The organism is Prevotella sp. LCP21S3_D2, from assembly GCF_052118345.1.
Taxonomy (GTDB): domain Bacteria; phylum Bacteroidota; class Bacteroidia; order Bacteroidales; family Bacteroidaceae; genus Prevotella.
In genome coordinates this window covers 18,089-32,386 of record NZ_JBQKHJ010000017.1, presented here as the reverse complement: position 1 = coordinate 32,386, position 14,298 = coordinate 18,089, and the positions used below count along the sequence as shown (strand labels likewise).

At 40.4% G+C, this 14,298-nt stretch carries 9 protein-coding genes and 1 riboswitch; all 9 genes read left to right on the top strand.

All coding sequences use genetic code 11. The annotated features are described in order from the left end of the window. Nucleotides 1-56 precede the first annotated feature (56 nt). The 9 genes from mscL (at nt 57) to ACTQ16_RS11150 (ending at nt 13,799) form a co-directional block, all read left to right on the top strand. Entirely contained in the window at nt 57-491 is a 435-nt protein-coding gene (gene mscL / locus ACTQ16_RS11190) for a large-conductance mechanosensitive channel protein MscL (RefSeq protein ID WP_295345801.1), read from the top strand. 323 nt (nt 492-814) lie between these two features. After that, nucleotides 815-3,919 (top strand): SusC/RagA family TonB-linked outer membrane protein, encoded by a 3,105-nt coding sequence (locus ACTQ16_RS11185; protein ID WP_441937454.1) that lies wholly within the window; start codon nt 815-817, stop codon nt 3,917-3,919. A gap of 21 nt (nt 3,920-3,940) precedes the next feature. Next, nucleotides 3,941-5,602, top strand: coding sequence for a RagB/SusD family nutrient uptake outer membrane protein (locus ACTQ16_RS11180; protein ID WP_294970011.1), 1,662 nt, complete (start codon nt 3,941-3,943; stop codon nt 5,600-5,602). A 1,307-nt stretch (nt 5,603-6,909) separates the two neighbouring features. Then, the gene (locus tag ACTQ16_RS11175; RefSeq protein ID WP_441937453.1) at nt 6,910-8,244 is read left to right on the top strand and encodes a hypothetical protein; all 1,335 of its coding nucleotides are present in this window, start codon (nt 6,910-6,912) and stop codon (nt 8,242-8,244) included. A gap of 622 nt (nt 8,245-8,866) precedes the next feature. Beyond that, nucleotides 8,867-9,376, top strand: a complete 510-nt coding sequence (locus ACTQ16_RS11170) for a hypothetical protein (protein WP_441937452.1) — start codon at nt 8,867-8,869, stop codon at nt 9,374-9,376. 271 nt (nt 9,377-9,647) lie between these two features. Beyond that, nucleotides 9,648-10,304 carry a hypothetical protein gene (locus tag ACTQ16_RS11165; RefSeq protein ID WP_441937450.1) on the top strand — a complete coding sequence of 219 codons (657 nt, stop codon included), beginning with the start codon at nt 9,648-9,650 and terminating at the stop codon, nt 10,302-10,304. A gap of 14 nt (nt 10,305-10,318) precedes the next feature. Then, nucleotides 10,319-10,900, top strand: coding sequence for a hypothetical protein (locus ACTQ16_RS11160; protein WP_441937448.1), 582 nt, complete (start codon nt 10,319-10,321; stop codon nt 10,898-10,900). Nucleotides 10,901-10,914: 14 nt separating this feature from the next. After that, the gene (locus ACTQ16_RS11155; protein ID WP_441937446.1) at nt 10,915-11,598 is read left to right on the top strand and encodes a zinc ribbon domain-containing protein; all 684 of its coding nucleotides are present in this window, start codon (nt 10,915-10,917) and stop codon (nt 11,596-11,598) included. Between the two features lie 14 nt (nt 11,599-11,612). Beyond that, nucleotides 11,613-13,799: a WG repeat-containing protein gene (locus tag ACTQ16_RS11150; RefSeq protein ID WP_441937444.1), complete on the top strand. Its 2,187-nt coding sequence runs from the start codon at nt 11,613-11,615 to the stop codon at nt 13,797-13,799. Nucleotides 13,800-14,204: 405 nt separating this feature from the next. After that, nucleotides 14,205-14,295, top strand: a riboswitch (SAM-I-IV-variant riboswitch). Nucleotides 14,296-14,298 lie beyond the last annotated feature (3 nt).

The window sequence follows — 14,298 nt, the reverse complement described above, 5'->3', positions numbered from 1 at the left end:
AAGCAAAAAATAGATCATTTCAAGGAAAGTATTAATCATTATAAACATTAAAGACTATGGGTAAATTTTTGAATGAATTCAAGCAATTCGCCATGCGTGGAAATGTGCTCGACATGGCAGTCGGTGTAATCATCGGTGGTGCTTTCGGCAAGATTGTAAGTTCTGTAGTAGATGACATCATCATGCCTCCTATCGGATGGCTCATCGGTGGCGTCAACTTCTCCGACCTCAAAGTCACACTTCCATCAGTAGAGGTGATCGGTGGCGAGAAGCTTCAGGCTGCAACCATCAACTATGGCAATTTTCTCCAGACCACTCTCGACTTTCTCATCGTTGCCTTCTGTGTATTCCTGCTCATCAAGGTAGTGAACAAGGTTACCGCCAAAAAGGAGGCAGAGAAGCCTGCTGAAGCTCCTAAGGCTCCAGAGCCTACCCAGGAAGAGAAGCTCCTGGCAGAGATCCGTGATTTGCTGAAAGAGCAGAAGGGATAACCACTGTTTTTTTCATGGCAGAATAAAAAAAAGAAGACAGGAATGAGAGGATATGAATACCACTATCAAGGCTTGAGAAGTATTCCATCCCAACCATTCCTGCCCCTCCTTAAAGAAAAATACTATATATAAATAAGGTATAAAAGAAAAAGAGCCACAATAACTCCCCTACTTTTGAAAAAAACACACATTTTTCACGTTTATTAAAAAATTCTTTCATTTTTCCTTGCTGATTACATATTTTTTTTGTAGCTTTGCCCCGAAATAAGATCTAAGTAGGTACACTAAATCTTAATTAAACATCAACTCTTAACATAAACAATATGAGTAAGAACATGAAACCTAAAGACCAAATGAAGACAGCGTTGCTGATTTGTGCGCTGACTTCCATGTCTCCTGCATTTGCAAATGGTACTATGGCAAAAGCTGACAACTTGAACCACCCTACCACCAGCATCCAACAGCAGAAGAAAGTAGCAACAGGACGTGTTGTAGACAATCAAGGCGAACCTCTTATCGGTGTTACCGTGATGGAAGTTGGCACGTCCAATGGAACAGTAACCGACCTAGACGGAAATTTCTCCCTCAGTCTGAAAAATCCTAATGGCAAGATTACAATTTCCTACATCGGCTTCAATCCACAGACTCTTACAGCTGCAAGCAACATGCAGATTACCATGAAGTCTGAAGACAAGGAGCTCAATGAAGTTGTAGTTGTAGGTTACGGTACACAGAAGAAGGTGAACCTCACCGGTTCTGTATCATCAGTGGATAGCAAGGCTTTGGAAAGCCGTCCTATCCAGAACTTGCAGAGTGGACTCCAGGGTATGATGCCTGGTGTTACCATCAGCGGTACCAATGGTGCTCCGGGTATGGACTCAGGTAGCATCAACGTTCGTGGTGTGGGAACCCTCAACTCTTCCTCTCCTTATATTTTGATTGATGGCGTAGAGTCTGGTACCATGAGTAGCCTCGACCCTAACGATATCGAGAGCATCTCAGTATTGAAGGATGCTGCTTCTGCTGCCATCTATGGTTCCAAGGCTGCCAACGGCGTTATCCTCATCACCACCAAGCGTGGTAAGAGCGGCAAGCCTCAAGTTTCTTATAATGGTTATGTGAGTGTGCAGAATCCAACCAGCCTGGTTGACCGTCTGGATTCATACGAGTATGCCCACATGCTGAACGATGCGCTCGAAAGCGAGGGCAAGGCTAAGAAATTCACCTCTGAAGAGGAAATCAATGCACTTCCTAATACCGACTGGTACGACCTGGCTTACAAGACTGGTTCTCTGCAGCACCACAACGTAAGTGTGAACGGTGCAACAGAGAGTGTAAACTATCTCGCATCTGTAGGTTATCTGAAGCAGTCGGGTATCTTGCCTCACGCTGGACGTGAGCAGGTTAACGGCCGTACCAACCTGGAGATGAAGATCAACAGCCGCCTCACTGCCCGCTTGAATCTCGCTTACATCAAGAACGATTATACCGACCCTTCTTCTGCATACGCAGGTGGTGGTTCTGACCAGATTATCCGTCAGCTCAACTTGATTGCACCATGGATTACCGCTCGTTATGACGATGGTACATGGGGAACCATTTCTGACGGTAGCCCTATTGCATGGCTCGACAACGATCTGAAGGTATATCGCCGCAATACCAACTTCACAGGTCTCTTCGGTGTTGATTACAAGATTCTTGACGGCTTGACAGCTAAGTTGAGTGCATCTTATGTTAATAACAACCAGAACTACGACTACTTCCAGAAGTTCTTCGTTTACAATGCGAACAAGAAGACCGATCCAAATTTCCACGATGAACGAGTATATAAGTGGGAGCGCAAGACCTTCGAGGCATTGCTGAACTACAACAAGACCTTCGGACAGCATACCGTTGGGGCTTTGGCAGGATGGCATGCAGAGGCTTACGACTATAAGTATTGGTACACTTACCGCAAGAACTTCCCTAATAATAGTGTTACCGATATCAATGCCGGTGATGTATCTACGCAGCAGGCACAGGGAAATACCCGTGAGTTGAATATGCTTTCATGGTTTGGGCGTGTTAACTACGACTTTGCAGGCCGTTACCTCTTCGAGGCTAACCTCCGTGCTGATGCATCCAGCCGTTTCGCAGATGGTCATCGTTGGGGTTACTTCCCATCATTCTCTGCAGGTTGGCGTGTGAGCGAGGAAGCTTTCATGGAGGGAACCAAGTCTTGGCTCTCTAACCTGAAGATTCGCGGATCATGGGGTCAGTTGGGTAACCAGGAGGCTTTGAGCGATTACTATCCAGCTATCAATACATACAATATCAATGCCAAGTATGCATTCGATGGCAAGGTAACATCTGGATACTACCAGAGTTCATACAAGATCAACACCATCACTTGGGAAAAGGCGACCACATGGGGCGTAGGTGTTGACCTGGGATTCCTCGATAACAAGATTACTGCATCTGTTGATTACTACAACCGCCTTACAGATGGTATCCTGATCTCTGTAGATGCTCCTTACGAGTTTGCTTTGGGTAGCTATCTTGACAATGTGGGTCAGATGCGCAACCAGGGTGTCGAGATGAGCCTCAACTACAACGATAAGATTGGTGAGGTGACAGTAGGCGCAGGCTTGAATGTTGCATACAACAAGAACAAGATTGAGAGCATGCCTGGTAAGGGATACGTAGGTACTGGCTACAACCAGCGCAACGCTACGGGTCAGGAGTTCAACAGCTACTATGTATATAAGGCTGATGGATTCTTCCAGACTGATGCTGAGGCACAGGAGTATATGAACAAATACTGGCCAGCAGACGGTTCAAAGGGTTCTTGTCCTTTCGGCGGTGGCAGCTTCAAGGCAGGTGACTTGAAATATGCGGATATCAACGGTGATGGCAAGATTGATGCCGAGAACGACCGCTTCTATGCAGGCAGTTCTGTTCCTCGCTGGACCTTCGGTTTGAACCTGAACGCAGCTTGGAAGGGTTTCGACCTCTCTCTGTTCTTCAATGGACAGTTTAAGGCTTACCGCTACTTCGATGCATACGAGGTAGAAGGTGCTTTTGTGGGCGACAGCTCTCACCCAGCAACCATCTGGAGAGACTCCTGGACTTACAACAAGTCAAATCCTAAGATGCCAAGATTGTTCACCAATACAAACTCTCCTAGCTCTTCTCGTCAGGTGATTTCTACATTCTGGCTCAAGAATGTATCTTATTGCCGTTTGAAGAACTTGCAGCTGGGTTACTCACTTCCTAAGTCGGCACTCGAATTCCTGCATGTCAACAAGCTACGTGTTTACTACTCTTGCGAGAATTTGTTCACAATCGACGACCTCGACATCAACGTGGATCCAGAGGCTACGAGCCAGCGACTCAGCTCTTATCCATTGCTCCGCACTCACTCATTCGGTTTGAGCGTAACATTCTAATAACTTAAAAAGGATATTATCATGAGAAATCTTAAGAAATATATATTTATCGGCATGACCGCCCTCTTGGCAACCTCATGCTCCGATTTCCTCGATACAGCCCCAAAGGATGCCCTTTCACCTGTCAGCACCTGGCAAACCCAGGACGATGCAGACAAGTTCCTCGTTGGCTGTTACAACAATTGGCAAGACCAATACAATTCCGGTTGGGGCTGGGATGGTTTCCTCCTGTATTGGGATGGTACAAGTGACTTTGGTTACGACCAGTTCTCCTGGGAGGGTTATACACCTATCGGCAATGGAACTGTGACCGCATCAAGCGGTAGAGACTGGTACGACTTCTCACGCATCCGTCGCGTCAACGAGCTGTTGGCTAACATAGACAAGTGTACTATGCCAGAAACAGCCAAGAAAGACATTATGGCTCAGGCTCGTTGGATTCGCGCTTACCGCTATTTCCTGATGAATTGGAACTATGGTGGTGTACCTATCATCGAAAGCTATGCTACTGCAGAGGAAGCTATGGTTCCACGTAAAAGCGAGCAGGAGGTGAAGGAGTATATCGAGAAGGAACTCGACGAGTTGGTAAACGATATCAATGTAACTCCTGCAGCCCGTGGTCGCATCGCCAAGGGTGCAGCTCTGGCTCTCCGCATGCGCGAGGCTCTCTATTATGGAGACTATGCTACTGCTAAGGATCGTGCTGAGAAGATCATTGCACTGAATCAGTATGAGTTGGACAACAACTATGCTAACCTGTTCAATGTAGCAGGTCAGGATTCCAAGGAAATCATCCTTGCCGTACAGGCTGTAGAAAACGACTACTATAACGATGTGATTGGCCGTATGTACAACAACGCCGATGGCGGTTGGTCTTCTATCGTTCCTAGCTACGGCTTGATCGACACCTATGAAATGGCAAACGGCTTGACCAAGGACGAACCGGGTTCTGGCTATGATCCTACTCATCCATTCAACAACCGTGACCCACGTATGGCAATGACTGTCATCTATCCAGGTTGTGACTACATCAATGGTAATGGTAAAGAGGCTATCTACAATTCGCTTGACAAGACTATAAATGGAGCTTCTAATGCCAACTTTTACACCGCAGCCGACAACAGTTCAAAGACTGGTTTGACATGGGGTAAGTACTTGGCACCTATGAACCAGTATCCTGACATCTGGAACACCACTTGCCAGCCTATCGTCTTCCGCTATGCAGAAGTATTGCTTACTTACTGCGAGGCAGAGAATGAATTGAACGGTCCTTCTGCTCAGGTTTACACCTACCTGAATATGGTTCGTAACCGTGTTGGTATGCCTGATGTAGATGAAGCTAAGTACAATACCAAGGAGAAGCTTCGCGAGTTGATTCGTCGCGAACGTGGTGTTGAGTTCGCAGGTGAGGGTATCCGCCGTGCTGATATCTTACGCTGGAAGGATGCCAGTGGCAAGATGTTGGCTGAGACTTTGCTGAACTGCACATTGGAGCGTCGGGTTGGTACTGTGAGCATGGATAAGTCTGTAGCTCCTGGTATGCGTGCCACTATCAATGTAAATGCTTCTGCAGCTGACAAGAAGATTGAGGATCGTGTATTCAAGACCACCAACCGTTATCTCCCTATCCCACAGGGTGCACTTGATGCTAACTTGCAGTTGAAGCAGAACGACGGTTATTAAAAACAAAAAGTACTGAGTACATCATTCAGAAAGTACTCAGTACTCTTCATCAAAAAAAAGACCACCATCTGAGTTGAATATCAAACTCAAATGGTGGTCTTTTTTTATTGATATCTTTACTCCCACTCAATTATACTCTATAGCTGATATTTAGAGGTTAGCTATTATCTAGGTTATTTATCGGAGACCATTTCTGCAAGGTTCCCTCTAGGCTCAGCATCTCTGCTGAGCCTAGTCAGCAAGTCTGTTCACTGCAGTCAGCAGACCTTACGAGCCTAGTGGCAACACCCTTCAGTTGTACAACTATACACCTTTTAGTTGTACGACTATATACCTTTTAGTTGTACGACTATACACCTTTTAGTTGTACGACTATATACCTTTTAGTTGTACGACTATATACCTTTCAGTTGTACGACTATACACCCTTTAGTTGTACGACTATACACCCTTTAGCTTCACACTTTTTTTGCTATAGGCTCCAAAGTTGATAATGGTTTTGAGCATTTTATACAAGAAAGGGGATTTGTTGACAATCAAGCTATTACGTCAACGAATCCCCTAACTTATTGAGTTTAAATTAATTCATCTTTATTTGAGTGGCTGTTTATCGGTATTCCGACTATTCCCACTCAATTATACTCTATATCTGATATTCAGAGAGTTAGCTATTGTCGGGGATATTTATCAGGGACAGCACGAACTTCATACACAACCATGGCTATCAGTCACTTACACGATTTATCCTACTTAAAATCAATTGATTTCAAGCCTCAAAAAGACAATCAAGAGCAGCCCCTATATATATAATAAGGTGTTAATAAGGCAAACATAGTTGCCCATCATATTAATAAGGTGTAGCATTCAGTAGCAGCAAAAGCTGTTCAAGCTACTCTAAAGTACTGTATATATATGAGTTATAGGGAGGGCTTCCACCGTATCCTCTCTTTGCCTACCCCTATAGAGGGAGCGAGGCATCGACTACAAGGGGTTGCCGTGCATCTTTTAGAAAATTTTCCGGTATACAAAATGCCTTTGCTTTCAAGTCTTCAGATTTTTTAATATTCAATTTTGCAATAGTAGTCTCCCAAGTAGTATGTTTGCAACGTGAGAATAAATGATAGAAATAAAACCATATTAAATATGAAGAGAAACAGAAAGAGACCACCACCATCCAAAGATTCCAAACCGAACAGATAGGAACTGTCTTAGACTGTAAACAGAATAGGCTATGTAGAGCCAAGATAAAACTAAAAGGGACAGGCGAAACCCTGTCCAACAAAATAATGATATTACGATTATGAAACGTGATAGCATTAAAACTAAGTCTATCTCTCGAACATTACGCAACTAAAGAGAGTATAGACATTAAGAAACTGTGTTTTAAACGTTCTTCAATAAGTATTGAGGACTTTGTAAAACACATCAAAGAAGGATTTTGTTTTTGCCATTGGTTTACAACAAAAGCCGACACCTTTAAAATATACGAGAAGAAGAATGATAATTTTGACCGAGCTAATGTTGTATTCGTTGATGTTGATGATTCCAATATGGAAATGAAGCAATTTGTTTGTGGATTATCGAAGAAGCCTACTATATACTATACAACACCGAGCAATCTTTGTCCAAGTAAGGGTAACAAGTATCGTTTTCGCCTTTGCTATGTATTCCGTGAGGACATTTTAAATGGCAAAACGTTAGCCTCAGCGTATAGAGGCATCATAAAGGAGATTCGCAAAGATTACCCAACTTATCCCGACCAAGATTCGTGTGGAGCAAGACCTGCACAATATATGAATGGCAACGGAACGCCAAGGTGTGAAGTGTATTCTACAGACAAAGTTTATACTTTATCAGATTTTGGAGCTGCACTTGTTGAATCAGCCCACCATGAAAACAGGTCAGTAAAGGAATCTGCAAATAGTAATGAATGTGTCTATCCTATAAAGGATAAGGATTTCATTAACGACCTCTTTGAAATTCCACCTTCTGAATTGATTATCAAGTACCGAGAGCGATACTGCTATTTTGACCATACCGAGCTAACATATAATAACGGTTATGCGTTGATACCCGAAAACTATCAAGAGATATATCGAAGTTGGTATCAAGATGTCGTAACAAGCAATAGTGGCGATATTCGCAAAGTATCGGTTGTAAAGATAAAGAGGGATGGCGACAATAGGAGGAAATGCTTGTTTGTGTCTGCACTCATACGCAGAAAGATTTTCCCAACCATCACATTTGAACACCTATTATATAATTTGGTTGCTGAACGACAATGGTATTATGATAACTCAGACAACACTCTGAATAATCAAGAGCTAATGAGGATTGCCAACAATGCCCTAAATATGGAATACGAAAAGATAAACATAAAGACGAAGCGTAAGCCGAGTAAGTTCAAAGTAGATAAACTGTATTGTTCTGAAAGAGGCATCAAGCCCAAGTCGATGGTTGGAATCGTCAGGCGCAAGTTGAAGGACGAAGAGATTGGCAACCTCTATGATTGCAGTCTGTCTGTGAAAGATAATTTTGCTATGCTCAAAGCAAATGGAATAAAGATAGGCTTGAGTAGATTATATGAGTTTTATGACAGGAATAACATTCCGAGAAGGCCTTACAAAAAGCCAATAGAATAACTAATCTGATTTTCCATTTTCAAATGATAACGTCTATGTTCTTCTACTTTTATGTTATTGTTGAAAATGGAAAAACCATCCAACTGTATTAAACAATCAAGTGTATCAATTTAATCTTTCTAACAGGTATTGATATGCTATTCAAAATGTATAAATCAAATCTAAAAGGTTATTGTGACACAGATGCAGTACTGATTTTACGGATAAAGTGAAATAATTCTAAAAATAAACGCAAAACAGCAAATTCATCAAGAGAAATTCTTTAGTCTCAATATTTTTAGTTATCTTTGCAGTGTCATATTGCCAAAATAGGCTTTATGACGGACATATTTAGAGAAGCGTATTTCGCTATATTCCTATACGAGTGAAACTTGGACACTTTCACACAAAGTAATGTTTAGGGGTATTGTGAGAATAATGCTTCCCTTGGTGTGTATTCGTACATATAAACGAAATACGACCAAGTGGGGCTTATTCTCCTATTCCTTCATTACACGGAGTCCAAGCCGTCACTCGTAGGGATCAGGAGAGATAAAGCTCCACTTTTCTTTTTATGCTCCCTAACATATCAAATTACTAACGGCACTGTTTGGGCTGAAGGTGCGATATTTGAAACATAACAATGAAAAAGCATTTTAAGTTTCTGATGTTGGCATTATTAACTTTGATGCCTTTCGCCTTAAGCAGTTGTGGCGGTAATGATGATAGCGACAATAATCCTCCATCATCAAATACCATTCAAATCAATGGTAAGAGTTTTGAGATTGACGCAAATGTTGTTCAAGAGGGCAGTTATGACGCAGAAGACGGCAAGGGCGAGTTTACAGTATCTGTATTCAATCAAGTAGGCAACACTAAAGATTGTTGGTTTTACCAATTCTCTTATACAGACTCATCAGAGCCAAAAGTTGGCGATGATTTCTCCAAGAAATCATTGGAGCTGATGGCCCAGGACGAATCAGATGCTTGCTACACTACCCTTACTTACAAGAGTGGTTCTGCCAAAGTTGTATCTATCGACAAGAGCAAAGATGATATGACTATCAAATTCGACAACCTCAAAATGGTAGGTGGCGAGTATTCCTATACTTTCAACGGAACAGCAACCGTTGATTTCAATTTTGCAAGATAAATTATCAAACAATAGTTCAGCGGTCTTTGAATACAAGGACTGCTAAACTTCAACGTATATTATCTATATGATTAAAGAAAGTTATACTGTAAAATATCGAGTTGAAGGTATCGGAAGCTGCACAAATGGAAGTGCAACTATCATGCTCTATTCAGACAATGAGAGTGAAGCAATAGCAGCTCTTAAATCTCGTGGCACAATAGGACGAGACAAAGATGTTGTTATCTTGTCAATAAGAAAAAATTAGCAGTACAATTAAACAATACAAACTATGAACCAAGTAAAATGTCCCGATTGTGGAGAAATGTATTCGGAAGATTTACAATCATGCCCTAACTGTGGTTGTCCAAATGATAATTGGAAGCCAAAGCAAGAGGAGCAAGTACATGAGGCTACACCAACAGACGATGATGAAGATTTCAACGAGAATGGTCAATATTCTCCAATCTCACCATCTGCATGGTTATTCAAAGACCCTTGGCCTTTGAGAAACTATCCTCGCAAGGCTTTTGAGAAAGAACATCCATTCTTGGGATGGCTGTTTGGTCCATGGTATCTCACTTGTAAGAATGAAAGCGAGAAGGAAGAGTATGCTGTAATCAACAACATATTCTATTTCTTTAACTTGATATTCAAAACATTTCTATATGCTACTTTATGGGCATTCTTCAAGGGTATTGTCGTATTTATTGCGTATTTAATATTTTATATGATATTCGCTAAGGGAATTGCAAATAATGATAATATTAGTACAGCCGAAATAATCTTGTTTGGCTTTTTTGTAGCAATAATGACCTATGGCATACTCATTTACTTTATTGTTCTTGATTGTTGCGGAATGGGCAAAGCACTCCACCGCTATTGGCCAAGCATACATAGAACTTGGCGAAGAATTAACAAGAGATATTGGAATGCAATGAAGAAATAACAAATACTGAAGCTATGAACAATAAGAATAAGATTCTCATATTAGCTGCTGTCATTCTGACTATTATTATATGTGCAGAATGCCGTATACTCTTTAATGACAAAGAAACAATAGTCGTTACTAAAAATAACGATAAGAACAAATCGCTTGATTCTAAAGTTGTTAAAGTTGAAGACAATTCAATGCCCAAACATACAATTATTAGCAAAAACGAAAAGAAGCCTACGAACCGAACAAAAATTTGGAATGGAGTTAAATCTCGTTATGAGATTAAAACTCAACTTGATGGAACAATATGGGAATCCATAGAGGTTGATCCATTTACAGACAGATGGCTTAAATTTTCTATTAACGGCAATACTGTGACTCAATATTATGCAGAAAGGACTTATAATTATGACGATCCGAAAAATTGGAAAAAACTTTTTACTTGGGACATTTATAAAGTTTTAGAAACTGAAAAAGGGTTTTACAGCATTGCATTAAAAGAAAAAGAAGGGAATTTCTCATATACATTTTTGTTTTTCAGAGGAAAGACCGTAGGTTTTGGTTGGGGAGAAGAAGGTGCTAGTACGGTATTGTTAAAACTCGTGTAAAAGAATAGTGAAATATGGCTTTAATAAAATGTAAAAACTGTGGACATGTGATTAGCGACAAAGCATTATGTTGTCCAAATTGCGGATACAAACAAGAAGATACTCCAAATTCAGAAAAAGAAATTGATATTTCTACCGTTGAGGATAAAGAAGAACAATTTGAAATCTCAGAAGATAACGAGCAACAAGTTAACCGAGTTCTTGTTATAGTTGTTATCATTCTCAGCATAATCGCAATAGCCCTTGGTAGTTATTTAATTGGAGCAGGAAAATCTCTAAGTGCAAATTTAGTTCCCTCAGATAGTACAGCAATAGACTCCATTCCTGTTGACACTGTGAAGTCTGATACCGCTGCTACAGTTTCGACCACCGAGACCATCTGTACAACAGACTCAGCTACATCAAGCAATGACTACAATAGTAATGAGCAGATAGAAGAGGAAGAAATCGGCTTTAAGTCAAACATGGATGTTATGGATTTCGTTGTCGGCAACAGCTATTCTCACAATGGCATTACCCTCAGAATTACAGATGAAGCTGTGTATGCAAACGACAACAAAATTTCGACATCTAAGCCTGTGTTCCGCAAAGTATCGCCAAACAAAGGAATGATTACGGCACGTCCATCCATATCCATAACTGTGATTAGAGACGACAACAGACTCGTTGACAATAACAACGGAGATACATATTATTAAATAAATTTTTCGCTATGACAAGAGTATTCTACATCATAATATTGGCATTGCTCCCAATAGTCAGCCATGCCCAATCCATTGCCGACCTCGCAAGAAAGGCGGAGACCGAAAAGAATCCGTTATCGAAATATTCTATCACAGGAAGCTGTCATAATGGCTTATATATAGTTAGTGAAGAAGAAATTGTATTATCATATAATGGAGATCCCGTATTGTTGCATGTGTATGGCGTAGTAAATGACGGAGGTATCGTATACATACCTAAGGAATATGAGCAATTAGAACTCATCAAAGAAGGTAGCACATACGAAGACAATGTGTATAAATGCAAGAAGAAGGGAAAATGGGGACTTGTCAACTCTACCAATAGCACACTTTTGTCGTGTGAATATAACAACCTCACCAATATCGGGAACAACATTTGGCGAACAAGCAAGAGTGGAAAATATGGTTATGTGCGACTAAATACGACAAGTAACGTAACAACTTTGATACCTTGCATATACGAGAGTCTGGGAGACTATTCCTCAGACTCTTATATCCGTGCCACGTTAAAAGGAAAGAAAGGAATGATTAATAGCCAAAACAAAATCATTATCCCTTTTGAATATTCCAAAGTTGGCAACCCTTGCCACACAAGTAACGGCAACAGTATCATATGGGTAGAAAAGGACGGCATGCTTGGTATTTACAACGATGATGGCAAAGAATTGCAACCATGTGACATAGATAAAGCATATATCTTGACTGAAAACAATTCAATAGAGCTATCATACACAGACTGTCCATCTACAGATTACATATACATTGTCCGTAACGGATTGACAGGACTTATAAGCGGGTCTACATTCGAGACTATCATCCCTTGTATGTATGAATACCTCTCGCCTATCAAAACAAATAAAGCTTTCTATAAAGCAAATGGAAAATGGGGAATAATTGACACAAACAATAAAACCATCCAATTAGCCATATATGATAATGTAGAAATAGCTGGTAGCACTTTGTCAGAGCAGAAGATGCCAAGCATGGCATTCCAATCGAATATGTATGTACGCAATAACGGCAAGGTGGGTATGTTGAAAGCAAATGGCGAAGATTTCATACCTGTAAAATATGACTCTTTGGGTGTGTACTCTGACGATATGTTAGTGGCAAAAGTTGGTGATAAGTATGGTTTTCTCAATGAAGATGGAAAAGAAACAGTGCCTTTCATTTACCCACAAGCACATGACTATTCAGAGGGATTGGCAGCAGTTGTCAACGAGAATGGCAAATATCTCTTCATTGACAAATTGGGTAGCATTATTATAAAGCCAAAGGAATATGATAGAGTGGGCAATTTCCAAAATGGCACTTGCAAAGTATATCGTAAAGACAAAGTTTGGGAGATTGACCGAGAAGGCAAAAAGGTGAAAGATAGTACAAAAAAAATAGGGGTGAAAAATGTGAGTCAAGACAAAAGTAATGATGATATGTATGTTGAAAACAACAACTATACCAATGACATTGAAGCAAACAATACTTTAACCCCAAATACCACACCTTCACTCAATTTCAACGACAAATTCTTTCAACATCAACATATAAGAGTGGATAATGTCATACAACAAGATAAAGGCGAAGCAGATTCTGAAATGAAATACAATGAAATATCAGACTTAAAAAGACAAAGACTAAATGGGAGAATAAAGAAAATAGGTTGTAGTAGCTACAATAAGAATGATGACCCTAACGGTATGGGACATGGAGACGAATCCTACGAGTTTGAATATGACGAGAATGGGATGCTCACCAAATATTCGTATGAAGCCCCTTATGTAGGCGATATAACTTTCCACTATGATAATGGGAAACTAATCTCTTCAAGTGGCTATCTCGGAGGCAGTTCTTTTCAATATAGAAAGGCAGACAAGACAACTGTTGACTTAATTGAAAAAAACAAATATGGAAGGGAAGAAATTGTAATGACCTTGTATTTTTACCCCAATGGTATCATTAAGGAAAAACGAATTTTATCCTCTCTTGTTGACCCATACAACAAAACGGCTATCATAAAATACGATACAAATGGTATAGAGATTGATGACATGCCATCATACGGTGATGTCATTAGTGAGAAAAGAGATTTTCATAACAATTGGACAAAAAGGATATTCAAAGATGGACGAGAAGTTATAAGAGCCATTGAATATTACTGATAAAAGCCATCAAAAGGAATATATATATAATGGAGGCTGCTTCTGGCAGCCTCTTTTCATTTTTTACAATACCCACAAAACGCTATTTAATGTTTTTCTAAATTGTCCCGCATTAACCATTCTTAGCACAGTTTTTTCGTCTTTCTTCTACAAATACATTAACTTTGCAACCGAAAATGTCAAGAGTAGCCTTGTGTACAAGGTGAAGCCAACCGAGCAGAACAGCCACGGTGGAGCATCGACATGAAAAGTATAAACTTTTAAATAAAATCTTTATGGAAAGAAATCAAATCAAGTTTAGAAACATTTGCACTGTTCATCATATTAATGGTGAACCTTATTGGTGTATCGGCATTTTTGCCTATATGCTTCTTTTGTCGTGTCTATACATGACATTGTAATCCATTTAAGCATTACGAACTGATTTAATTCAGTGCCAACCGGTTCAGAATAACGGTGGCAAACATGCGATTAGTCAAAAAAAACGCTAATAAAATTC